Raw genomic sequence first — 23,375 nt, forward strand, 5'->3', positions numbered from 1 at the left:
TCCCATGCCGAGTACACCGTCTAGCCGTGCCACGCTCCTCCACGCCTATGAGGAACAACTGCGCACCCACACCGAACTCGGCTCCTTCCCGCACCGCTGGCAACAAGGCCCCCTGTGGATCGGCGCTGACCCGGCAGCCGGCCTGGGCTTCATCACGCACCGCCAACTCCCCCGATACCTCGACCCAACCCCGCTCATCCAAGGCGCCCTGCGAAGCCTCACACAAGACCCCAGCATCACTGAGATTGAGTGGAAAACACGAGGTCACGACGTCAACCAGTTCCTCCCCGGCGCACTTGAAGCTTTAGGCTTTGTGCGCCAAGACCCCGAGACGGTGATGGCCGGCAGCACCAGCAGCGTGATCGCTTGCGCGCCGGAGCTGCCTAGCGAATACGCCATCGAGCAGATGAACAGCTTCGAGGACATTACGCAGGCGATGGTGGTGAGCTCGCAAGTGTTTGAGATGGATACGCCTGAGTCTCTGGGCATCGCGGCGCGCCTGGCTAAGGGTTGTGCTCAAGGCGAGCTGGAGGTTTGGGCGGTACGGCACCTGAGCAGCGGGGACATCGTGTGCGTGGGGCGTGTGGAATTCGTGGAAGGCACCTCCTTTGCCGGCGTGTGGGGAGGTGGTTGCCTGGAAGCACACCGGGGCCAGGGCCTGTATCGGGCGCTCACAGCCACCCGCGCTGCCCGCGCCGAGGCCCGCAGCCACGCCTTGTTATACGCGGACTGCACCGAGTTTTCCCGCCCAATCCTTCAAAAATCAGGCTTAGTGCCGATCACCACTACAACCCCGTACTTTTGGCGGAGGTGAGGGGTCAGCATTGGGCTCGGGGGCGCGTTGGTAGAAAGCTAAAAGTCGATAGGACCCGATTTTCCGCCCGGGGGTGCGACCTATCGACCAACACAGCGTCCTATCGACTTTGGGCTATCGACCAACGCTTGCGCTCACGCCCACCACTGGCCCGGAACCCGCAAAGGCGCCCACGCACAACTCACTGTGCGGGGCGCCTTTGGTTCATCCAGCGTGCTAGCCGTTGAGCTTGCGGTAATCAAACACCTGGTCAATGATGCCGTACTCCACTGCCTCTTCGGCGGTGAGGATCTTGTCACGGTCGGTGTCAATGGCGATCTGCTCGGCGCTGCGGCCGGTGTGGCGGGAAAGCGTTTGCTCCATCAAGGTACGCATACGCTGAATTTCAGCCGCCTGAATCTCCAGGTCAGACACCTGGCCTTGAGTGCCCTGGGTGGCAGGCTGGTGGATCAGGACGCGCGCATTTGGCAGGGCCGCGCGCTTGCCCGGTGCACCTGCGGCAAGCAGCACCGCAGCGGCGGAAGCGGCCTGGCCGAGGCAGACGGTGCGCACGTCGGGACGCACGTACTGCATGGTGTCATAGATCGCCATGAGCGAGGTGAAGGAGCCACCTGGGGAATTGATGTACATGGTGATGTCGCGGTCTGGGTCGAGGCCCTCGAGCACGAGCAACTGCGCCATGATGTCGTTTGCCGAGGTGTCATCCACCTGGGTGCCCAGGAAGATGATGCGCTCCTCGAAGAGCTTGGCGTAAGGGTTGGTTTCTTTGGTGCCGTATGCAGACTGCTCAATGAAGGATGGCAGCACATAGCGTGCGGATGGCATTTGCATTGTGGGAGTTCCTCCTGGTTAGGCAGTGTGCTTAGTTGGACAGCGGGCCGCGAGCGGACTCAATAACGTGGTCAACGATGCCGTACTCCTTGGCCTGCTGGGCGGTGAACCAGCGGTCACGGTCGGAGTCCTTGGTGATCTGCTCGAAGGTCTGACCGGTGTGCTCAGCGATCAGCTCAGCCATCTCACGCTTAGTCTGCGCAAACTGCTCAGCCTGAATGGCGATGTCTGCCGCAGTACCGCCAACGCCTGCGGAAGGCTGGTGCATCATAATGCGAGCGTGCGGCAGAGCATAGCGCTTGCCTTTGGTGCCGCCGGAGAGCAGGAACTGGCCCATCGACGCCGCCAAACCCATGCCATAGGTTGCGATGTCACATGGGGAGTAACGCATGGTGTCATAAATAGCCATGCCGGCAGTCACGGAGCCGCCTGGGGAGTTGATGTAAAGCGAAATGTCACGCGTTGGATCCTCGGCGGAAAGCAGCAGGATCTGCGCGCAGAGCTTATTCGCGATCTCATCATCAACCTGGGTCCCCAGGAAAATAATGCGTTCGCGCAACAGGCGCTCATACACGGAGTCGCTCAGGTTCATACCTGAGCCAGCCTGCATCAAGATCTTGTCAGTCATGGTGCTCCTAAATATTTGCCGTTGATTTCTATGGCACTGCGGGCAATCGCTGCGGTTGGGGTCCTGGCCTGGTGCCGAAACTCCTCAACAGCATGGTTGCCCGCCTGCCATCAATGCAACCCAGATTACCGCCTAGAGCTTCCCGGCTACCGCCCTGTTCGCTCTCAGCGTTCGCGCTGCCGACGTTCACCCGGTTAGCCCAAAGCCACGCCCAACAATCTCGACCGCACAAGCTCCCCGCAGCATGGGCAGCATGGCCAGCATAACCAGCGCGAAAAGCAAAAAGGAGCCCCGAAGGGCTCCTTTTTGGAGATCTGAGGTTTAAGACTCCTTGGTCTCAGAAGTGGCCTCAGAAGTGGTCTCAGCGGAATCAGTACCCTCTTCCACTTCTTCCTCACCAAAGTACTCGGCTGGATCAACCTTGTTGCCGGCCTCGTCCTTCACGGAGGTGCGGGTGATGGCGATGGCGAGGGCCTTGCCGCGGCGGACGTCAGAGAAGAGCTGAGCGATCTGACCGGACTGGGACACCTGCGCGATGAAGGTGTTGGGGTCCATGCCGTAGGACTGGGCGGTGAACAGGATGTGGTCGGTGAGCTCCTGCTGGGAAACCTCTGGCTCCTCCTGCTCGGCCAGAGCGTCGAGGAAGAGCTGGTTGCGGATGGCCTTCTCGGCGTTCTCGCGGTTCTCTGCCTCAAAATCAGCACGGTTGGTGCCCTGGGCTGCGAGGAGGGTGTCGATCTGGTCGTCGTTGTGAGCCAGCTCCCCGTAGATCTGGTGGAGCTGTGCGTGAGCCTGCTCGTCCACCAGGCCTTCTGGGAGTGGGAACTCAGCCTGCTCGAGGGCAGCCTTGAGGACCTCGTCGCGGATGGCGGCAGCCTGGTTGGCCTTTGCCTGCTCCTTGACCTGCTCGGTCACGGATTCGCGCAGCTCCTCAACGGTGTCAAACTCGGAGGCTTCCTGCACAAAGTCGTCATCGAGCTCAGGAAGCTTGCGCTCCTTGGTCTGCTCAACGGTCACGGTGACGGTTGCCTTCTCGCCAGCGTGCTCACCGAACTGCAGCTCAGCCTCGAAATCTGCAGACTCACCGGTCTTGAGGCCGCGCAGGGCGGTATCGAGACCATCAATGAGGTCGCCCGCGCCAACCTGGTAGGAAAGACCCTCAGCCTTGGACTCCTCAATCTCCTTGCCGTCGATTGCAGCGGAGAGGTTGATGATGGCGAAGTCGCCAGTCTTGAGCTTGCGCTTGGTGTCCTTCAGCTCGGAGAAGCGCTCGCGGAGGCGGTCGATCTCTGCGTCTACGGCCTCGTCGTCAGCCTTGAGCTCGGGCACCTCAACTGCGATCTTGGAGAAGTCTGGGATGGTGATCTCTGGGCGAACGTCTACCTCAGCGGTGAATTCAACGAGCTCGTTGTCTTCCAACTTGGTGACGTCGATCTGCGGCTGGCCGATCACGGCGAGCTTGTTCTCCTCAACGGCTGCCTGGTAGCGCGAAGGGAGGATGTCATTGATGACCTGATCCAGTACGGCGCCGCGGCCGAAGCGGGCGTCGATAAGCTGGCGTGGAGCCTTGCCTCGGCGGAATCCTGGGATGGAGACTTGCTGGGCGATGGCCGCGTACGCATTGTTGATGTCACCCTGCAGCTCATCGAAAGGCACGGTGATGATGAGCTTCACGCGGGTATCGTTCAGCTTCTCGACAGAACTCTTCACGAGTATTTCTCCTGGTCTAATCAATAATTGGCGTAGAAATGACGTATCCCTCCACCTGAAAGAAACTTTCCAAAGTGGAGGGACATTCGTCGGGACGACAGGATTTGAACCTGCGACCCCCTGCTCCCAAAGCAGGTGCGCTACCAAACTGCGCCACGTCCCGTTTCCGATCCCTCGTTGGGGCTCGTAAGCAGTTTACATATTGCCAGCCGTTTTGGAAAAACGCGCTCTGAACAAACCGTAATCATACTGCCGGAAGGGCCTTCGGGACCAGGGCCTTGGCACCTTCCGAGCGATAACTATACGGAGACGGCAAAAGAATTCAAAACCCGCAGCATAGTGAGGGTATTCAAGGACAACGCTGCGCGTACCGACGCCCCGGCGTCTGCTTCCGGCTCTCACCTCTTGTCGGAGTCGGTTGAGAATGGGAGTCAGGATGGTGACACACCCTTTTACGGCACGTTTGGACACAAAAGCGCTACCCCCGTTGAAAAAGTTTTTCATAGCAAAGTTGCAGCTCAAGAGGCTTCACGGGAGATCTGACATGTGGCATATCCACGCAATAGGTGCAAAATCCAACTGATACACAAACAGACGAAATCAATTCCAAGCAACACAAAAGGCCCGCCACGTTTCCACGAGACGAGCCTTTGACCAGAGGGAATGACGGGAATCGAACCCGCGTCTTCAGCTTGGAAGGCTGAGGTATTAGCCACTATACGACATTCCCATGCCCTAATAAGGACTCACCAAGTCTAGACAATCTCACCGCAATAAAGCAAATCGGACATTTGCTTAGTCATTGGCATTATTGCTTCTTAACGCTTACTGAACACCTGCTGAATCGGTCCATTTACCCCTAGAAGCAATCAATTGCACACCCACTATCACGGCTTTCCCTACCCCCGATTCTGGCTTTTCGCCTTGCGCAAAGTGTGCTGCACCACCCCCTCACCTTTAGAATGAAAGGTATGACGCCGAAGATCATTGACTCAGAAACTGGGCGTGAACTCTGGACGGCCGTCGATTGTGCAGCATTCTCTGGCACCGCTCGGGGCACGTTCACCAGTTACGCCGGCCGCGGACGAGCTCCCTCCCCCGTTGGGAAGTTCCACGGCCTAACGTTGTGGGACTCCGAGGAGGTAAAGCAGTGGGTGGATGCGCGCAGCAATAAGCAGTTCGAACCACAGCCCTAAACGCAAGGGCTCGTACATCAAGCCCTTTACAAGCAGTGGCCAAGAGTTGTTCAGCTCAACTCTTGGCCACTGCGCTTTTTCGATGGAACTAAATCTTTCACCGGCCCGTTAGGCACTGTGATGGCAAAATTTGCCACCGGCCCCAATATCAAGATGAAGGATGAAGCGCCATGGAAGGCTTGCTACTGATCGCCCTCGTAGTTGGCGGTCTAGTGTTCTTGGTGTCCCGCGCAGGCGGCAATTCCAAGAAACAAGAAACCGCAAAACTCGAAGACGCAATCGCAGACGCCCGCCGCTGGATCGATCGCCTAGGCTCCCAGGTACTGAGCCTGGCTGGTAACGACGCCGCCTCCACCCAAGCAATCGCCGACGCCTCCGAGCGCTACAACGCAGCCTCCTCGCAAATCTCCACCGCCCAGACTGTGCGCCAGGCTCAGCTTGCCCGCGAATCGGCACTCGAGGGCCTGCACTACATCAATGCAGCCCGGGAAATCATGGGCATGCCAATCGGCCCCGAAATCCCACCCCTTGAGGGCCAACGCCAAGCCGGCAAAGTGACCGAATCCCGCACCATTGATGTGGAAGGGCGCCAAGTCTCCGCGTCCCCACACGCCACCTCACAGACCCCGAACTACTACCCAGGCGGCATGGTGGCGGGACGCCCCGTCCCTGCAGGCTGGTACTCCGAGCCATGGTGGCAGCAGGCACTGCGTACCGGCATGTGGACCGCGGGCTCCGTGTTCCTGTTCTCTGCCCTGTTCAGCGGCATGAGCGGCGTTGGCTACTCCGCGGCGGCCTTCGAACAAGGCTACGGGGATGGCTACCAAGACGGCCTCGAGGCAGCGGGCACCGACGCCGCAGATTCAGGTGACATGGGAGACATGGGTGCAGTTGACGCCGATGCCGGTGGCGACGGCGGCTTTGACTTCGGCGACTTTGGTGGCGACGGCGGCGGCTTTGACTTCGGCGACTTTGGCGGATTTGACTTCTAGCTCTTATTCAGCCCGCACCTGAACAGAAAAACCGCTCCCCACTTCCGGCAACTGATTACTCAGTTTCGATTGTGGGGAGCGGCTCTCGTAGTACCGCAACAAATTCGCTACCAGGCGCCTATTCAGCAGGGAGTTCAGGGGCGATGCCGGTGCGCTCGTATTCGCTGAGGATGTCAATACGGCGCTGGTGGCGCTCTGCCTTGCTCCACTCTTGGTCCAGGAAGGCGTCCACGATCTTCAGCGCTTCCTCTTGGGTGTGCATGCGGCCGCCGATACCGATGAGCTGCGCATTGTTGTGCTCGCGCGCCAGGCGGGCAGTTTCCTCAGACCACGCCAAGGCGCAGCGCGCGCCCTTGACCTTGTTCGCGGCGATCTGCTCGCCGTTGCCGGAACCGCCGAGGACAATACCCAGTGAGCCTGGGTCGTTTACCACACGGCTTGCGGCTTCAATGCAGAAGGCAGGGTAGTCATCTTCGGCGTCATAAGTGTGGGCGCCGCAGTCAATAACCTCGTGGCCCTGAGCTTTGAGGTGTTCAGCAATTGCATTTTTTGTTTCGAACCCAGCATGGTCCGCACCTAGGTAAACACGCATACCCCACACCTTAGCGGAAGCCGGTTACGGGATGTGGGGTGAGCTGAGACCCCCAGACACCCCCGCAGGGCACGCACGAGTACATGCCCAAGCAGGAACTCGAGCCCTCGCCTTTCTAGGCGTCGAACTGCGGTGATTCCGTGCGGGTGCGCTTGAGCTCAAAGAAGTAGGGGTTTTGTGCAAGGCGCACGGAGGCGTCAAAAAGTTCGCCGGCGTCTTCGCCGCGTGGGATGCGAGTGATCACGGGGCCAAAGAAAGCAGTGTCGCCGAATTGCACCACGGGTGTGCCCACCTCGTCACCCACCGCGTCGATTGCTCCCTGGTGGAACTTGCGCAGCGCCTCTTCCCAAGCATCCGGATCCCCACCAGCTTCGATGCCGAGTTCGGCCTTGGTGGCGTCGATAAGCGCTGGGAAATCCTTGTTTCCCTCGTTGTGGATCTTCGTTCCTAAGGCGGTGTAGAAGTCGCCGAGCTTTTCGGGAGCCTCGGTGGCGATTTGCGCCATGACCAACGCTGGGAGGCGGGCAGCTTTCATTTTCTCTTTGTAGTCGGCGGGGAGTTCCTCGCGACCTTCGTTGAGCACCCACAGGCTCATCGGAACCCAGGTGACCTTGATGTTTCGTACCTTTTCCACCTCTTTGATCCAGCGGGAGGTGACCCACGCGAAGGGGCAGGTGACGTCAAAATAGAAGCGCACTTCCTGCGCGGAATTGGAGGAATCAGTTGTGTGAGTAGTCATGGGTCCCACCATAGGTGCTTTTGCACTGCCGTGCCGGTGGGCATGTGAGCGTGTTCACCCTCGGGTGTATCGTTGTGGTGTTCGTACCCCCAATTACCTACCAAAACATGAAACGGATGTGAGATGAGTTCCATTAACTTGACCCAGCTCGAAGCCGAGGCACGCGCAAGCCTGCTCAAGGTGCATCACTACGCCATTGAGCTTGATCTCACGCGCGGGGAAACGGAGTTCGGCTCCACCACTACCATCACGTTTGAGGGTTTGGGCCAGGGGGAAACTTTCATTGATCTGCGGGCACACTCAATTAGCGTAGCGACGCTCGACGGCGTCCCTTTGGAGCTGGGGCAGGCTGCGGAGCTGGAGAAGAGCGGGATCCCCCTGACCATCACTGAGGGTCACCACGAGCTGCGCATCGAAGCGCTCTGCTCCTACTCCCGCACCGGCCAGGGCCTACACCGGTTTGTGGACCCCGCTGACGGCGAGGTGTACCTCTACAGCCAGTTTGAAACCGCTGACGCCAAGCGCGTATTCGCTTGCTTTGACCAGCCAGATCTGAAAGCCACCTACTCCTTTGCTATCACCGCACCACAGCAGTGGAAGGTGATCACTAACGCAACCATGGAGGTCACGGAGACCACCGGTGCAGATGGGAAGCCGGCCAGCTTGCATACGGGTGCCGTCGATACGCCTCTTTCCACCTACCTGGTGGCTTTCTGCGCGGGTAATTACTTTGAGGTCACCGATACGTACCGCGGCTCCCTCACCCACCATGCGGAAACCCCGGCTGACCAGCCACATGAGGTGGAAATCCCCATGGCGATTTACTGCCGGCAGTCCCTGGCCAAGCACCTGGATGCAGACACCCTGTTCACCCAAACCAAACAGGGATTTGATTTCTACCACGCCAACTTTGGCTACGCCTACCCCTTTGGCAAATACGACCAGTTGTTTGTGCCCGAGTTCAACATGGGTGCCATGGAAAACGCCGGTGCGGTGACATTCCGCGACGAGTACGTGTTTTCCTCCAAGGTCACCCGCTACCGCTACGAGCGCAGGTGTGACACCATCTTGCACGAAATGGCGCACATGTGGTTCGGCGACCTGGTGACCATGCAGTGGTGGGGCGACCTCTGGCTCAACGAGTCCTTTGCCACCTGGGCCGCAGCCATTTCCCAGGCCGAGGCAACGGAGTTTGACACGGCTTGGGTGACGTTTGCTTCCGTGGAGAAGTCTTGGGCGTACCAGCAAGATCAGCTTCCCTCGACGCACCCAATCACGGCGGATGCCACAGATATTGAAACGGTAGAGCAGAACTTCGACGGCATCACCTACGCCAAGGGCGCATCCGTGCTCAAGCAACTCCAGGCCTACGTGGGCCGCGAAGCTTTCTTTGCCGGGGTACGCAAGCACTTTGCCACCCACGCGTTTGGCAATGCCACCTTTGATGACCTCCTGGCGGCGCTCGCGGAGGCTTCCGGGCGCGACCTCTCCGGCTGGGCACAGCAGTGGCTCAAGACCACAGGTGTAAACACGCTGGCCACCAAGGTGGAAAAGGATGGCCGACGCATCACGCGCCTTGCCATCGAGCAGCGCGGTGCCCAGCCCGGCGCGGGTGAATTGCGCGACCACCGCGTGGCAGTGGGCCTGTACTCCCTAGCGCCAGACGGCGTGGTGCGCCGCACCAACCGGGTGGAGCTGGACGTCACCGGCGCCCTCACGGAGATCCCGGAGTTTGCGGGCCAAGAGGCTGATCTGATTTTGATTAACGATGAAGACCTCACCTATGCCCTGCTCGAGCTGGACCCCGCTTCTTTGGAGTTTGCGCTGGCCAACATTGACCGCATTGAGGACCCGATGGCACGTTCCCTGTGCTGGTCCGCTGCCTGGGAGATGACTCGCGCCGGCACCATGCGCGCCCGCGACTTCATCGCGCTGGCCGCCCGCGGTGCCAAGCATGAAACGGAGATCGCCGTGTTGGAGCGCGTTTTGCTCCAGGCCACCTCCGCAAACGCTCGTTTTGTGGACCCGAGCTGGGAGGGCCACAACGTTGCGCTGGCGGACCTGCTGCTCGCCGGCGCGAAGGAAACCACTGGCGACATCCAACTGGCCTTCGTCCAGGCCCTTTCGCGCACCCCGCTGGCCGAAAGCCCCGAGGCTTTGGAACTGTTCGCGCAGATCGCAGCCGGTGAATCCCCATTGCCAGGCCTTGAAGTGGACGAGGACCTGCGCTGGGCCGCACTCACCGCACGCATTGCGGCGGGCAAGCAGGAGGATGCAAAGGAGCGTATCGACGCCCTCAGCGCCGAATACCGCACCGCGGCCAGTGAGCTTGCGGCACTGCGTGCCCAGGCGGCGCTGCCAACCCAGGACACCAAGGACTCGGTGTTTGCGGAGATCACCGCACTGGACAACACCTTGTCCAACCTGCAACTGCGCCACAAGTTGGAGGGCCTGCGCGCACCTGGAGCTGGCCCGCTGTTGCAGGCGCACAACTCCGCGGCCTTTGAGTTGGCGCTGCCCCTGTGGGAAAACCTGAGCAGCGAGGTTGCCCTGGTGACCTTGGGCGGCATCTACCCGAGCTGGGACATTTCCCAGGAAGGTGTCCAGCGTGCCGCGGCCTTCCTAGAGCAGGACAACCTGCCGGGCGGTTTGCGCCGCGTGATCCTAGAGGGCAAGGCCGAGCAGGAGCGTGCGCTGCGCAACCGCGCGTTTGACCGCTCCTAAATGGCTAGTTGATGACTAGTTGATGGCTGCGAGGGCTGCGTCGACGTCTGAGATCAAGTCCTCAATGTCCTCAATGCCCACGGAGATGCGCACCAGGTCGCGTGGCACCTCAAGCACGGAGTCGGTCACAGATTGGTGAGTCATGGAGGCCGGGTGCTCCACCAGGGACTCCACCCCACCAAGCGACTCCGCCAACGCAATCACCTTGGTGTTCAGGCAGAAGGCGCGGGCGGCCTCCTCTGAGTGGAAACGAACGGAAATCATGGCGCCGAAGCGGCGCATCTGGCGGGCTGCAACCTCGTGGCCTGGGTGAGTTTCCAGGCCTGGGTAGAGCACGGTGGCAACCTTTTCGCTTGCGTTGAGGTGCTTGGCAATGGCCTCGGCGTTATCGCAGTGGCGGTCCATGCGCACAGCGAGGGTCTTCAGGCCACGCGCGGTGAGGTAAGCATCAAACACGGATGGGATGGCACCCGTGCCGCCCTGGTAGAACAGCAAATCCTCATCTAGCTTCGCGTCATTGGTGACCACGAGGCCACCCACAACGTCAGAATGCCCGCCAATGTACTTCGTGGTGGAGTGCAGCACCGCCGCAGCACCTAGCTTGAGGGGGTTTTGCAGGTAGGGGGAGGCAAAGGTGTTGTCCACAACCAGCGGCGCGCGGCCGGCAACGGCGTCTGCCACGGCCTGGATGTCTGTGATGGAAAGGCCTGGGTTGGAGGGGGTTTCCAGCCACACCAGCGCGGTGTTTTCCTGCACCGCCTGCCCCACAGCCTGAGCATCGGTGGTGTCCACCACGGTGTATTCCACACCCCACTGAGTAAACACCTGGTCAATGAGGCGGAACGTGCCGCCGTAGGCGTCGTGGCCGAACACCAGGTGGCTGCCTGGGCGCAGGAAGATGCGCAGGAGCACGTCGGTTGCTGCCATACCGGAGGAGAACGCGCGGCCAAACGCCGCTCCCTCCAGCGCCGCCACGGTCTTTTCTAGAGCGGTGATGGTGGGATTGCCACAGCGGGTGTACTCATAGCCACCGCGGAGCTCATTCAACCCATTTTGTGCGAACGTAGTAGAGGCATAAATTGGGGTGTTGATGGAACCATAGAGGGAATCTGGCTCGTAGCCTGCGTGAATGCTGGCGGTGGAGAATCCTTGATCGTTTGCAGCGCTCATAGTGGTAGCCGGCTCCTTTGCACGTAGGCGGTTTGAGGGCCCGTGGTCCGCGGGCACAATTAGCACACATAGTAGACCAAGCTGTTCACTTGGACTAGGCACTACTAGGGGTATTGAATAAAACTCCCACTCTCCAGCTCCCCCACCGCTGCACATCACCCCAGCCTTTGGCACGGAATACCCACCCCATCCGCGCGCGTTAGGCTGTGAAACAGCTCAAGGTTGCCCGTGGACAGTGCAGTGGGCTGCAACGGGTTGCAATTAGTAATGCGAACCAGCGCTAAGGAGTGTGTATGGCCTGGGTACTCATCGGAGTGGTTGCGGGGTTTCTCATCCCCTGGCAGACAGTGGCCAACAACCGGCTGCGCATGTCCACGGGCACCCCGTTTTCCGCCTCCATGATTTCCTTCGCGGTGGGCACCCTCGGGCTCCTGCTGGCAACGTTGGCCGCAAGGTCCCTGGGCGCACTGAGCAGCGCAGTGCAACTGCCAGCATGGATGTGGCTCGGCGGCGCCTTCGGTGTGGTGGCGCTAACTGGCAACATCTTGCTGTTTCCCCGGCTCGGGGCGGTGGAAACGGTTGTGCTGCCAACGGCTGGGCAAATCCTCATGGGGCTGCTCATCGACCAGTTTGGGTGGTTTCAAGCGCCGGAAAACCACCTGACTCCCCTACGCGCGTTGGGCGCTGCGGTGGTGATGGCTGGGGTGCTGGTGACCGTCGGCAAGCCCCATTCCCTTTCCGCTGGTGGAGAGGCGCTGTGGAAATGGCGCCTCGCGGGCGTGGTGTTTGGTGCGCTGCTGGCGAGCCAGTCTGCGATCAACGGCCAGCTCGGCAAGGCGGTTGGGACCTGGCTGGTGGCTGCGCTGATTTCCTTCAGTGTGGGCACGGCACTCTTGGTGCTGATCAACGTGGTGCTGCGATGGCGTCCGCGAGTGAATCGCGTGGATCCGCAGCGCGCGAACCCGTGGTGGATGTGGCTTGGCGGGCTCATCGGCGCGGCGTTCGTGGGGACCAATGCGGCGCTTGCGCCGGTAATCGGCACGGGGCTCACGGTGATGGCGGGCCTGGCGGGCCTCATGGGCGGCTCGCTGGCCGTGGACCGGGCATTTGGCAAACGCATCCGGCGCAGGCAAATCATCGGCGTGCTCACCATTCTCAGCGGCGTGGCAGTAATGCGGCTGCTGTAGTTCTACGAGAGATTTACGCGAGATTTACGCTGCCGACACCACTCAATACCCTCATGGCACAGTCCGTAACGATTGTTCATGTTTCATCATTGATACTTCAAAGCATCAATGATACTTCTCATGAGCATTCACAATGACGGACAATAAAGGCCAGTACAAGGCCTGTTTCTACATCATTAATAGTCCCGGAGAAGTATCATTGATACTTTTTCAGTGGGCTGCTTTCACAATGATGATCCCTGATCTGCAGAAATATTCGGCTCCACTAAGCGATCGCATAGCGCTGGAATCTACTTCTCTGCGGTTCCGTAAACCTAATTGTGCCTTCCTTCAACATGGTTTGAATCGCAGGAGTAATTTGCCCTGGGGTGAACCCGGTGACCTGGCGTAGCTGCTCTTTGGATAACGGCTCACCCGCAGCTTTCAACGCTACGAGGATCTGGCCTTGCCTTTCCGCCATCGTCAAACGCTTGAACCTGCCCGGATTCACCGGATTCACCCGATTTACTGGGCTTACTGGGTGTACTAGACCTGCGGTGTCATCCTCTTCGCGCTCTCTGCGGACATGCTCAAGATCTTGCACCTTGGCTTCCTGCGCCTCCTTGGCCCCATCAGGCTCCGAGATTAGCTTGTTGAGTTCATCAGCGGCTTGTACGGCTTCGTTGAGCAGATATTCAGTTGCGCGGCCAGAACCTACCGTCTTTGCAAGCCCGAACTGGACGAGCTCTTGAAGCTCATTACGAGCATGCACGGAATCCATTGGGAAAAACTCACGGTACGAACTGTTCGTCATCGCTTGCCCCGCTTTCATCCTCACCAAGGCATGTTTTTGTGCCACAGAAAGCGTTCCCGCGCCGGCGAGCCCTCCGAGCCAACGCATCTGTTCCGAACTGAGTACTGTTGCCGATGAAAGAACCGCCTGAAACCGGATAACACCATCTTTGAAGTACGGCTCCGGCAAGAAGGCCTGACTCAGGGCGCGTCGTGTTGCTGGGATACCTGTGGCGTGACCCTCGATGACCCGTTTGTCGTCACTAGTCTTGATAGCCGAGCACATTGCATAGAGGACAGGATTTCGCGCCCGTGGACTTGTTGAACCGAGTTGACGTTGGGTGATGCCCCACAAGCCCCCTGGACTGGAAATGATGAGCTTGGTTGCAGTCTTCACCACCTGCACATAGGTACCAAAGCTGGCGCTGGACAAATCTCGATGGACAAGCGCGTTCGCTATCAGTTCCCGGATTGCCACTGCGGGAAGCTCAGGCAAATCCCTACCTTGACCATCTTCAAACACAACAGCAGTCCTGAGCTGCTTATTCACCCACTCAAAAGACTGAGACAACAAATCAGGGACAGGCCCGTAAAACTGGTCTGCGTCAATCAAACGCAGCGCCGTTACGTCCGGGTTCTCCGGTTTTACATGAACCTTCACTGAGAGGTGTGGGAGAAACTGCTGTGGATGGACACCAAGTGCGTATATCGCCGCCAATGTAGGTTCTCCGGAATCATTTGCCACCACATTGGAACGCAGGAGTTGCTCATCGCGGCTCGAATTTCGCAATCGCACACTACCTTTGAGGTACACGTCGAGGTACTGATCCACTAAGTCAGGAGCGAGATCCTTCTCCACCGACGCCCCGGCCACAGGCATGCGGTCATAGAAAGGTTGTCCCCCCAAACCCACCAGATATTGTTCCTCTTGCGGCGAAAGTCGGTAGTCGCCGTCTGCTGCACGTGTGTATGCAGGGCCGAAACTGCCTACTTTAAATGGCTTGAACTGATTTGGCTGCGGGGGGATCACGCAGCTAATCACCGTTTTTCCATCTATCAAATGTGTATCCACTGCCCCCAATTGAAGTGGTGGGACAATCTTCTGGCGCGCCTTGCTTCCGAGTGCATCCAAGGCCGCTTTCGCGTCAGAAACCCCCGTGACTTCAAAAGTGCCGCCTTGCTCTGCTACCCCCAACAGAATCAGTCCACCCTCTGGCATATTGCCAAATGCAGAAAAAGTGGCGTCCAATGACCTAGGGATCCCAGATGAAGCATCTTTTGCTTCAACTCGGTAGTTGTCATTTCCTGACTCTCGTAGGATTTGAATCAGTTCCATCACTTCTGCATCATTCATGCCCGAACACTATCATTGATACTTCAAAGCATCAATGATACTTCTCATGAACATTCACAATGACGGAAAATAAAGGCCAGTACAAGGCCTATTTCTACATCATTGATAGTCCCGGAGAAGCATCATTGATACTTCTTCAGTGGGCTGCTTTCACAATGATGATCCACCCATTTTTCGTCCGCATGTCCACTCTGATTAGGCCCCCCACCGTCTGCCCACACACGGAAGGGTTCGCCTACACTGAGAACAATGAGCTTGTATGAAGAGGTGGGCGGCGAGGAAACGTTTCGCACCTTCGTGGCGCACTTTTACGCCTTGATGCGCGAGGATGACCTGATCGGCCCAATGTATCCGCAGGATGACTGGGAGGGTTCCGAGGACCGCCTGCGCTGGTTCCTAGAGCAATATTGGGGTGGCCCCAAAACCTATGGTGAGCAGCGCGGACACCCTCGCCTGAGGATGCGCCACATGCCCTTTGCCATTGGAGAGAAAGAGGCCCAGCGCTGGCTCGACCTCATGAGCCAGGCCTTGGACCAGGTGGAACTCACTGAGGAACAGCGCGCTGCCATCTGGGATCACATGCAACGCGCCGCCGGCATGATGATTAACCAAGAGTGAGCAGGTTGAGCCGCTTGGCGTGGTAGACGCTGCCAAACGGCGCATCGATGCGCACCCAGCTTCCCGCGGTGGAAACCCTCAAGGTGCGCGGCACATCCTCCTCCGCGGTGAACGCAGGCGGGATGAAGCCCATGGCGGTGCAGGCGAAAATCATGCGCATAGGGATCTCTGCGGTGGCCTCGCCGGCCTCAACGGTGAGTACGGTTTGATTGAGCAGGCTCGCCGGCGGGCCGAGCGGACCCGAAAACTGCCTGGCCAGGCCCCGCCCCTGCTCTGCCAGGTCATAGGCCACGTCCACGGGCACGGTGTCCAGCAGTTGGAAACCCCGCGCGGGCGGCAGCGCCCCAGGCCAGCTCGTTGCTGGCGCCCAGGTGGCGGCGAGGCGCGGGGATGCGTCGTGGGCACTGCCTTGGACGCGTCGGCACGCAAGCACCTCGAAAGGCGTGGTCACATACACATTCACCGCCTCGCCCGCCTGCTGGAGCCGTAGCTTGGCCTGCGCATCTAGGCGGACCGCGCGCTGCAGCATCGTCTCGAGTCCGCGTTCACCTGCGCCAATGTGGAGTGCTCCCTGGGTATCCATGAGGGCTACTTTTCTGCCGGTGGCATGAGGATTTTTGCCTCACGGGCGGTAATAGCGCGCGGGGTAGCAGTCTTGAAGTCCACCGCGACGGCAACGGTGGTCACGGTAGCGGCAACCTCCCCACCTGCAACAATATCCTGCGTGGTGCTAAACGATGTCTTGCCCACATGATTCACCCGCGTACGTACCTCAACCTCGCTCTGCGAAGGCATCACCGGGCGCAAGTACTCCACCTCAAGCTTGCGGATAAACACGGCGGGAATCTCATGGCCCTTCGTGTCAAAGCGGTCCCGCGCCCACAAGGTGCGCGCCTCTTGCGCCAGCTCAAGGTAGGCGGTGTTCGTCACATGGCCAAAGCGATCAAAGTCGCCCCAGCGCAAGGGAATGGTAGTGATGTGGTCACTCATGGAATCCTCAAAACTTCAAATGCCGTGCAGTTCAGTTCAGCAGTAACGACGCCCCCAGCACCCCACACCCCAACGCGAGCACGGGGAGTTCAGGGAAGCATCATGGAAAACGCCCGGCGCTGGCATTTGGTTCCAGCACCCGGGCGGTAGGTCTTTGACCTTTGGTCTCGGATGGTGCGAGAGATTAACGGGTGAGCTTGCGGTGCGTCACGCGTGATGGGCGTGCGGCCTCGGGGCCGAGGCGCTCCACCTTGTTCTTCTCATAATCCTCAAAGTTGCCCTCGAACCAGAACCACTGGCCTTCCGCCACGTTGCCCTCCCAGGCAAGGATGTGGGTACAGGTGCGGTCCAGGAACCAACGGTCGTGGGAAATCACCACTGCACAACCTGGGAAGTTTTGCAGCGCATTTTCCAGCGAGCCGAGGGTTTCCACGTCGAGGTCATTTGTTGGCTCGTCGAGCAGGATCAGGTTGCCGCCCTGCTTCAAGGTGAGCGCCAGGTTCAGGCGGTTGCGCTCACCACCGGAGAGCACCTTGGAAGGCTTCTGCTGGTCTGGGCCCTTGAAGCCGAACGCGGAGAGGTATGCGCGCGAAGGCATTTCGTTCTGGCCAACGTGGATGTAATCCAGGCCGTCGGAAACCACTTCCCACACGGTCTTTTCTGGGTCGATGTTTTCACGGCCCTGGTCCACGTAGGAAAGTTTCACCGTTTGGCCAACGTTCACCTCACCGGAATCCGGCTCCTCCAGGCCCACGATGGTCTTGAACAGGGTGGACTTACCCACACCGTTTGGACCGATCACGCCCACAATGCCGTTGCGCGGCAGGGTGAAGGAGAGATCCTTGATGAGCACGCGGCCATCGAAACCCTTGGTGAGGTTGTTGACCTCCACAACCTGGTTGCCCAGGCGTGGTGGGGTTGGGATCTGGATCTCTTCAAAGTCGAGCTTCTTGTACTGCTCGGCCTCCGCAACCATTTCCTCGTAGCGCTGCAGACGAGCCTTATTCTTTGCCTGGCGGGCCTTTGCACCGGAACGCACCCAGGCGAGCTCTTCCTTCAGGCGCTTTTGCAGCTTCTGGTCCTTCTTGCCTGCCACCTCAAGGCGCTGGGCCTTGGTTTCCAGGTAGGTGGAGTAGTTACCCTCGTATGGGTAGAGCTTGCCGCGGTCCACCTCACAGATCCATTGCGCAACGTGGTCCAAGAAGTAGCGGTCGTGAGTCACGGCCAAAACGGCGCCCTTGTAGTCTGCCAGGTGCTTCTCCAGCCACTGCACGCTTTCTGCGTCCAGGTGGTTGGTGGGCTCGTCGAGCAGCAACAGGTCCGGTTCGGAGAGCAGCAGCTTTGCCAACGCGACGCGGCGGCGCTCACCTCCGGACAGATGGGTGACTGGCTCGTCGGAAGGCGGGCAGCGCAGCGCCTCCATAGCCTGCTCGATCTTGGAGTCCACCTCCCAGGCGTCGGCGTGGTCAAGCTCTTCCTGGAGCTTGCCCATCTCCTCCATCAGCTCGTCGGTGTAGTTGGTGGCCATCTCTTCCGCGATGGCCTCAAAGCGCTTCTTCTTCTCAAAGATCTCGCCAAGACCCTCCTCCACGTTCTCGCGGACGGTCTTTTCCTCATTCAGCGGTGGCTCCTGCAGCAGGATGCCCACGGTGGCACCTGGATCGAGGAATGCCTCGCCGTTGGAAGGCTGATCAAGGCCAGCCATGATCTTCAGGATCGAGGACTTACCGGCACCGTTTGGGCCGACAACACCGATCTTTGCGCCTGGATAAAAGGCCATGGTGACGTTGTCCAAAATGACTTTGTCACCGATGGCCTTGCGCACGTTCTTCATCGTGTAGATGAACTCGCCCACTGTAATGGTCCCCTTTAATGGTGTGAGAGAAATGTCAGGGAACCATCATAGCGTGAAGCAGAGCAAACGGTGGCCTAGCGGGCCTGAAGGGTCTCAGACGGCATAGAAAGCCCAAGACGGCCCTACATTGTCCTCGTAAAGGGTTCTCGTAACGGACAACAACGTCCATCTCAAACTTTTCGTCTAAGCGTTTCGCTGACAGCGACGGTAGTGAGCCCCTTTCCCTAACCCGATCCCGATTGAGCTGAGATTGGGCCCCACCAATCAGTGGTCCGGCCTCACCCCGATTACTCGTACCTCGTTCCCTTCGATGTGAATGGGAAAGTCACGAGAACGCTGTTGCCATCGATGACGTGCTCGGTAGCTTCAACGATCAATGGGGGAAGCGTCGTGTCTTGAACATAGGCAACCAAGTCATTCGTTGATCTGAACTCTTGAAATGGGGTATAGCCGGTTGGCCGACCTCTATCACTGACGCAGATAAACAGCGCGCGCGGCATTGTCGGCCCAGTTGCAGCGGTGTTAGCTAAGGCAACGAGGTTTCTTACCATGTCTTCTTTGGTGAGGGCATCCGGCCTGTCACGTTGTTTAAACTCGGTGAAGATATCCTCACCTGCGAGGATGCGTTGTTTGATCTCGGCTACAGACATAACCATGAGGATCATGGTGTACAGAATGATTTAATCAATGTGGAGGGGTTCCAGAATGATTAAATCATTTCCTCATTGCTGATGAGATGTTTGAGGGAAGTACGAGGTCAAGCTAATTTCTCGGTGGGGATATGAGAGGCGAGAATGATGGAAAGTAGATGAAATGCGGTGAGTTCTCGCACCCCCGCGGAGAAGCCTTGAGTGAGTGATCTCTTTTGGGGCCGGCCCTGCGCTCGGCTCTCGTGGGATGCATTCACTCTGCGGAAACCCGCTTCTGACCAAGGCATTTAGCATTCCGACTTAGTGGTGGGGTGTCAGAGCATAGAAGGGTTAAGGATGCAGGATGCTTTCAATCATTGTTGGGGGATGAGCGATGATGAAAACATAATTGGATGTTTTCACGACCGTTGATGAAATAACGGCCTCTTCACCGGCTGTGCGGTGCCATGACCTGCGGTGGAAGTGAAACCATCACGGGGCTGTACGCAAAGGCAACCGGCAACGCCGATAGAAAGGATTATGTGGAGCGCACCCGCTTCATCGTCGCCACCGATGCCTCCGAGGATGACATCACCGCCACCGCACTCGCCGCTGATACCGTGAAGGCGAACCTCTGAGGACCAACCGTGGTGAACACGATTTTGCCGCCAGGAGGCATTGTGAATCTGACGTTGAAGTAATTCGCACTTACGGACGCCCACGATTTGCAAGTTGATCGTGGGCGCCGAAGCACCGCAAAGTTCGAGAAGAGCTCTCCCTCACAGCGTCAAGCCGACGTACAAGCGCAAGCATTACTCTTCAGAGCGCGGAGTTTCCATCCGGATTGGAGAGCCCTTGATCGAGCGGCAAGACGGCTTAGAAGGGTGGCTCGCCCTCGCCGTCCAGCGCCGCGCCACCCCCACCTCCGGAACTGGAGCTGGCAACGCCCGCGCCCACAAGTTCCTTGGCTGGGCTTGACTCAAGAGCACCGGGATCTGCAGCGTCGTCACCCTCGTTCCGAGTGCTCCCCGCACTCGCGTGCCGCTGCGCAGCAGAACTCGAATCCGTGCTCGTGCCTGAGCCTTCGGGCGCGCTGTAATCGAAGTCCACCACTGCCTGCCCATCGGGCGCTTTGAGGTCCCCCACTTCCACTGAGCTGTCCGTGGATTTCTTGCTGGCGGCGATGTACCGGTTCAGATCCAGCGCCACGGAGGTGGCCTTCAGCACGATTTTCTGCCCCTGGATTTTGCCGTCCTGCTTCCATTCTTTGGTAATCAGGTAGCCAGTGCACACCACCGGCCGGCCTTTTACCAGTGAGGTGCGCACGTTGAGGGCGAGGTTGCCCCAACATTCAACGTCGATGAACAATTTGTCGTAGTTTTCCCACTTGCCGTCCTGCCCCAGGCGGCTGCGCGAGCTCACCAGGCGGAACGTGGTCAAGTGGGCTTCGCTGGGGAACTTTCGCATTTCCGGGGCGGAAGCAAGGTTGCCCATCAAGGTGATTTGGTTAGTCATGTGCGTGCCTTTCATGCATGTTTTCCTGCGGTTTTCTAGAGGCGTTGAAGCCTGGCCGCGGCACGCCTTTGGTAGCGCCCTCCCCCTTGGAGCAGGCGGAGGTGCGGGCCCTTAGGACGTCGGAAATGCTTACCCGCTTGGCTATGGCATCTCTGTGGCATCTCCTTTGCGCGCGGCCAATCCCCAGCATGCCGCCGCCGGCAAACATGCAAAACCCCCTCCGCCGCGCCTGTGGAATTTGGGGCGAAACGAAGGGGTTTTTGGGGCGAGTTATCCACAACCGTGGGATCAGGGCTTGCGTTGCATGCGGGCGAGCATTTCGTTGTAGGCGGCGAGCTCGGCGTCGTCGTTTGCTTCGGCGGCTTGCTCGTATTCGCGCTCGGTCTTGCGGTCCTCACGCAGCCACTGCAGAAACAGCGTGCCAAACACTACTACCAGCGGGAACGAACCCGACGCCCACGCGATTCCTCCGCCAATACCCTGGTCCCGCTTCAGGTCGATGTCCCACGGCAAGTCCAGCGAAAGATAGAAATCCTCGGCCAGCACTTGCTGCAACTGCATGAGGTACACGCCGAAGTACAGGTGGAAAGGCATGGAAAACACCAGCCATGCCAGGCGCTTAATCACTGAATTGTCCCGCGGCTTCGGGTCCGCGCCGATCATCTCCCAGTAATAGAGGTAACCCGAGGCCAGGAACACCCAGTTCATAATGAGGTGCCCCGCATGCTCAGACACCATGAGCGTGTACCAAGGGGTCACATACAGCAGGTAGAAGATGGTGATGAACTGGATCGTATTGAACGCCGGGTGCATCATCACCCGCAGAATCCGCGAGTCCAACAGCGCCTGAATCCACCTGCGCCACACCGAGTTCGGCTCGGCCGCCTCCAGCACGAGCGTGAGTGGCGCACCCAGCACCAGGAATACTGGCACCACCATGGACAAAATCATGTGCGCCACCATGTGCATGGAGAACATCGCAGGCATATACAGGCCAACGCCACTGCTCATCGTGAGCGCCAACGTGGCGGTTCCCAGGAAGAACCAGAAACTGCGCGCCACTGGCCACGGCTTGGACTGGCTGCGCAGCTTCAACAATCCACGCAGGTAGAAGGCACTGATGATGAGGGCGAAGAGGCTAAACATGATGTCGAAACGCCAGATGGTCCACACGTTCCACAGCGTTGGCGCTTGCTCCAACGTGTAGCCCATCTGCACCTGCATCTGCGTCAACTCAGTCACCCGCGGCGGCGGAGGCGGGGTGCGACCCAAAGACACACTCACGCCCACGATCACCGCCATCACCAGCACCTCCACAGTGCCGACGCGCACAAACGCCGCCCAATCCCCTGCATCCAGGCGCGGCAAGGTCACACGACGATGCGCAAAACCCAATGCTGCAAGCACCAACACCAGCACGGCTTTCAGCACAATCATGCGGCCATAATCAGAGGTGAACAGGTCCCCCAGACGCACCCGAATGGCGGCATTAATCACACCCGAGATACTCATCACCACCACGGCCCACAGGGCCAACGCAGAGTACCGACGCACCGCCGTACCCAACTGCGGCCCCAACCTCCTGGCGTGCGCAATCAACCCCACCAGGCCGCCGACCCAAATCATCATGAACAGCAAATGCCACAACAGCGAATTGGTGCCATAGTCATGGTCGCCGCCAGCCGCCGAGTGGCCCTCCAAACCGAGCGGCAACACCATGGCAAACGCACCCACCGCCAGAAGCGGCTGCGCCCGCCACGACCGCGCCACCAGCGCAGCCACACCAACCAGCACCGCAATCACCGCGCTAGCCAACCACGCCTTCGCCGCAGCAACCCTATCCAAGGCCATGGAGAAAAACTGCACAGCCTGCGTAAACGGCTGGCCCGAGACATCCGATAGCACCATCGGCACCATCACCAACGCGATCACTGCAAACCCCAGCGCGGCGTAAGCACCCGTTCGCGCTGCAATGTGGGCGTCTACAGTGAGGGTTTGTGTGCGCTGTTTGTTGCGGGCCGTTTGCGGGTCTTGAACTGGGTCTTGAGCTGGGTCATGAGCTGGGTCCAGGTAGAACGCCGACACCATGAACGAACCCAACGCCAGCGCAGCGAGCACCCACGCGCTCGCTCGCAAGAACGGCAACCCCGCGGTGGTCACGGGCCCAGGATCAGGAATTCCCAGCGCGGCGAGTGATTCACCAAGGAAACTCCAGGCAAATCCGGCAGCCACCGCACCAGCGGTGAGCAGGACTGCAAGATACAAAGGCCAAGTTGGACGCACCTGATGTTGTCTCGACATGGCTATCAGACTAACCTGACAAAGCGATGCCTCCATAGCTCAGTGGATTAGAGCAGTCGGCTTCTACCCGATTGGTCGGGGGTTCGAGTCCCTCTGGGGGCGCATTTTCTCATGTCTCGAGACATCGTTACTCACACGGTGTCTCGAGATTTGCGTTTGCGGGGTCCGGTGGTTGAGCCATATCGCGTTGGTCGATAGCACGCGGAGGTCGATAGATCAAAGTCGATACCACCCAAAAATCCCCGAAAATTCCCGCCCTATCGACCTACGCCACGGCCTATCGACTTTAAGCTCTCGACCAACGCCAAAAATGGCCCCAAACACCCCACCCCAAACACCCCATCCCACCCACACCCCTCAGCGAGCTATCGCAGCAATAGGAGAAATATCACGTTTGCTTAGGTAAGCCTTTCCCACCACAAAAACTTAGGTTAGCCTATTCATGTATAAACACCGGCCGACGAGGTTCAAATCCTCAAGCCAGAAAACCTCACACTCATATACAAGTAGATAGAGGAGCGCTCACATGGCAACCTCACTTGCTCACCTCCCACTGCACCAAGAATGTGTGCTTTCTGCACTTCCACCACTACCGCAAGAGCAAACCCGCAGGTTGCAGGAGCTTGGCTTTCGTGAAGGCATGGCGTTTCGCGTGACCCAGAAGACGGCAGGCGGTGGACGCGTGGTGGCGTTCGGCTCCACTCGCTATGCCATCGACGGCCTCACCGCCAGCACCCTTGCAGCGCAGGGGGCATAAGG

General features: G+C 59.1%; 21 protein-coding genes and 3 tRNA genes. 9 read left to right on the plus strand and 15 right to left on the minus strand.

Going from position 1 to position 23,375, the window contains the following annotated elements:
- Nucleotides 1-4: 4 nt before the first annotated feature.
- Nucleotides 5-814 carry a hypothetical protein gene (locus NQ018_RS05575; RefSeq protein ID WP_257059319.1) on the plus strand — a complete coding sequence of 270 codons (810 nt, stop codon included), beginning with the start codon at nt 5-7 and terminating at the stop codon, nt 812-814.
- 216 nt (nt 815-1,030) lie between these two features.
- Here NQ018_RS05575 and NQ018_RS05580 read toward each other — a convergent pair whose 3' ends face one another.
- The 5 genes from NQ018_RS05580 to NQ018_RS05600 all read right to left on the minus strand — a co-directional run bounded on the left by NQ018_RS05580 (nt 1,031) and on the right by NQ018_RS05600 (nt 4,713).
- Nucleotides 1,031-1,645 carry an ATP-dependent Clp protease proteolytic subunit gene (locus NQ018_RS05580; RefSeq protein ID WP_257038546.1) on the minus strand — a complete coding sequence of 205 codons (615 nt, stop codon included), beginning with the start codon at nt 1,643-1,645 and terminating at the stop codon, nt 1,031-1,033.
- Between the two features lie 31 nt (nt 1,646-1,676).
- Nucleotides 1,677-2,273 carry an ATP-dependent Clp protease proteolytic subunit gene (locus tag NQ018_RS05585; RefSeq protein ID WP_257038547.1) on the minus strand — a complete coding sequence of 199 codons (597 nt, stop codon included), beginning with the start codon at nt 2,271-2,273 and terminating at the stop codon, nt 1,677-1,679.
- Nucleotides 2,274-2,594: 321 nt separating this feature from the next.
- Nucleotides 2,595-3,983 carry a trigger factor gene (tig, locus tag NQ018_RS05590; RefSeq protein WP_257059320.1) on the minus strand — a complete coding sequence of 463 codons (1,389 nt, stop codon included), beginning with the start codon at nt 3,981-3,983 and terminating at the stop codon, nt 2,595-2,597.
- An 89-nt stretch (nt 3,984-4,072) separates the two neighbouring features.
- A tRNA-Pro gene (locus tag NQ018_RS05595) sits at nt 4,073-4,146 on the minus strand.
- Nucleotides 4,147-4,641: 495 nt separating this feature from the next.
- Nucleotides 4,642-4,713 (minus strand) — tRNA-Gly (locus tag NQ018_RS05600).
- 241 nt (nt 4,714-4,954) lie between these two features.
- Here NQ018_RS05600 and NQ018_RS05605 point away from each other — a divergent pair.
- Both NQ018_RS05605 and NQ018_RS05610 read left to right on the plus strand, forming a co-directional pair.
- Nucleotides 4,955-5,179, plus strand: a complete 225-nt coding sequence (locus NQ018_RS05605) for a hypothetical protein (protein WP_257059323.1) — start codon at nt 4,955-4,957, stop codon at nt 5,177-5,179.
- Nucleotides 5,180-5,349: 170 nt separating this feature from the next.
- On the plus strand, nt 5,350-6,171 hold the full coding sequence (locus tag NQ018_RS05610; RefSeq protein ID WP_257059324.1) for a DUF1542 domain-containing protein: 822 nt from the start codon (nt 5,350-5,352) through the stop codon (nt 6,169-6,171).
- 118 nt (nt 6,172-6,289) lie between these two features.
- Here the strand turns inward: NQ018_RS05610 and NQ018_RS05615 are convergent, their stop codons facing one another.
- Nucleotides 6,290-6,763: a ribose-5-phosphate isomerase gene (locus NQ018_RS05615; RefSeq protein WP_257059326.1), complete on the minus strand. Its 474-nt coding sequence runs from the start codon at nt 6,761-6,763 to the stop codon at nt 6,290-6,292.
- Nucleotides 6,764-6,878: 115 nt separating this feature from the next.
- Entirely contained in the window at nt 6,879-7,502 is a 624-nt protein-coding gene (locus NQ018_RS05620) for a mycothiol-dependent nitroreductase Rv2466c family protein (protein WP_257059328.1), read from the minus strand.
- Nucleotides 7,503-7,625: 123 nt separating this feature from the next.
- On the opposite strand from NQ018_RS05620, the gene pepN reads away from it, so the two are divergent.
- Nucleotides 7,626-10,226, plus strand: a complete 2,601-nt coding sequence (gene pepN / locus NQ018_RS05625) for an aminopeptidase N (RefSeq protein ID WP_257059330.1) — start codon at nt 7,626-7,628, stop codon at nt 10,224-10,226.
- Nucleotides 10,227-10,241: 15 nt separating this feature from the next.
- Here the strand turns inward: pepN and NQ018_RS05630 are convergent, their stop codons facing one another.
- Nucleotides 10,242-11,396 (minus strand): cystathionine gamma-synthase, encoded by a 1,155-nt coding sequence (locus tag NQ018_RS05630; RefSeq protein WP_257059331.1) that lies wholly within the window; start codon nt 11,394-11,396, stop codon nt 10,242-10,244.
- A 293-nt stretch (nt 11,397-11,689) separates the two neighbouring features.
- On the opposite strand from NQ018_RS05630, the gene NQ018_RS05635 reads away from it, so the two are divergent.
- Entirely contained in the window at nt 11,690-12,583 is an 894-nt protein-coding gene (locus NQ018_RS05635; RefSeq protein ID WP_257059332.1) for a DMT family transporter, read from the plus strand.
- Between the two features lie 265 nt (nt 12,584-12,848).
- On the opposite strand, the gene NQ018_RS05640 is transcribed toward NQ018_RS05635, so the two are convergent.
- Complete coding sequence (locus NQ018_RS05640; protein WP_257059333.1) at nt 12,849-14,708, minus strand: RNA/DNA-binding domain-containing protein; 1,860 nt, start codon at nt 14,706-14,708, stop codon at nt 12,849-12,851.
- Nucleotides 14,709-14,957: 249 nt separating this feature from the next.
- On the opposite strand from NQ018_RS05640, the gene NQ018_RS05645 reads away from it, so the two are divergent.
- Entirely contained in the window at nt 14,958-15,326 is a 369-nt protein-coding gene (locus NQ018_RS05645; RefSeq protein ID WP_257059334.1) for a globin, read from the plus strand.
- Here NQ018_RS05645 and NQ018_RS05650 read toward each other — a convergent pair.
- From NQ018_RS05650 to NQ018_RS05665, 4 genes are all read right to left on the minus strand, one after another.
- A complete protein-coding gene (locus tag NQ018_RS05650) occupies nt 15,313-15,909 on the minus strand; it encodes a DUF8185 domain-containing protein (RefSeq protein ID WP_257059335.1) in 597 nt (198 codons plus the stop codon). The two genes, NQ018_RS05645 and NQ018_RS05650, sit on opposite strands and share 14 nt — an antisense overlap.
- A 5-nt stretch (nt 15,910-15,914) precedes the next feature.
- Nucleotides 15,915-16,316 (minus strand): acyl-CoA thioesterase, encoded by a 402-nt coding sequence (locus NQ018_RS05655; RefSeq protein WP_257059337.1) that lies wholly within the window; start codon nt 16,314-16,316, stop codon nt 15,915-15,917.
- A gap of 184 nt (nt 16,317-16,500) precedes the next feature.
- Nucleotides 16,501-18,171: an energy-dependent translational throttle protein EttA gene (gene ettA, locus NQ018_RS05660; protein WP_257038560.1), complete on the minus strand. Its 1,671-nt coding sequence runs from the start codon at nt 18,169-18,171 to the stop codon at nt 16,501-16,503.
- A gap of 287 nt (nt 18,172-18,458) precedes the next feature.
- On the minus strand, nt 18,459-18,836 hold the full coding sequence (locus NQ018_RS05665) for an AlbA family DNA-binding domain-containing protein (RefSeq protein WP_257059357.1): 378 nt from the start codon (nt 18,834-18,836) through the stop codon (nt 18,459-18,461).
- Between the two features lie 431 nt (nt 18,837-19,267).
- Between NQ018_RS05665 and NQ018_RS05670 the strand changes: the two genes are divergently transcribed.
- Nucleotides 19,268-19,438: a hypothetical protein gene (locus NQ018_RS05670; RefSeq protein WP_257038562.1), complete on the plus strand. Its 171-nt coding sequence runs from the start codon at nt 19,268-19,270 to the stop codon at nt 19,436-19,438.
- Between the two features lie 238 nt (nt 19,439-19,676).
- Here the strand turns inward: NQ018_RS05670 and NQ018_RS05675 are convergent, their stop codons facing one another.
- Both NQ018_RS05675 and NQ018_RS05680 read right to left on the minus strand, forming a co-directional pair.
- Nucleotides 19,677-20,315 (minus strand): single-stranded DNA-binding protein, encoded by a 639-nt coding sequence (locus tag NQ018_RS05675; protein ID WP_257059361.1) that lies wholly within the window; start codon nt 20,313-20,315, stop codon nt 19,677-19,679.
- 288 nt (nt 20,316-20,603) lie between these two features.
- Nucleotides 20,604-22,616, minus strand: a complete 2,013-nt coding sequence (locus tag NQ018_RS05680) for a bifunctional copper resistance protein CopD/cytochrome c oxidase assembly protein (RefSeq protein WP_257059364.1) — start codon at nt 22,614-22,616, stop codon at nt 20,604-20,606.
- Between the two features lie 28 nt (nt 22,617-22,644).
- Between NQ018_RS05680 and NQ018_RS05685 the strand changes: the two genes are divergently transcribed.
- Both NQ018_RS05685 and NQ018_RS05690 read left to right on the plus strand, forming a co-directional pair.
- Nucleotides 22,645-22,718, plus strand: a tRNA-Arg gene (locus tag NQ018_RS05685).
- Between the two features lie 424 nt (nt 22,719-23,142).
- On the plus strand, nt 23,143-23,373 hold the full coding sequence (locus NQ018_RS05690) for a FeoA family protein (RefSeq protein ID WP_257059366.1): 231 nt from the start codon (nt 23,143-23,145) through the stop codon (nt 23,371-23,373).
- Nucleotides 23,374-23,375 lie beyond the last annotated feature (2 nt).

This window comes from Corynebacterium kozikiae (genome assembly GCF_024580965.1).
In the GTDB taxonomy this organism is placed as follows: domain Bacteria; phylum Actinomycetota; class Actinomycetes; order Mycobacteriales; family Mycobacteriaceae; genus Corynebacterium; species Corynebacterium kozikiae.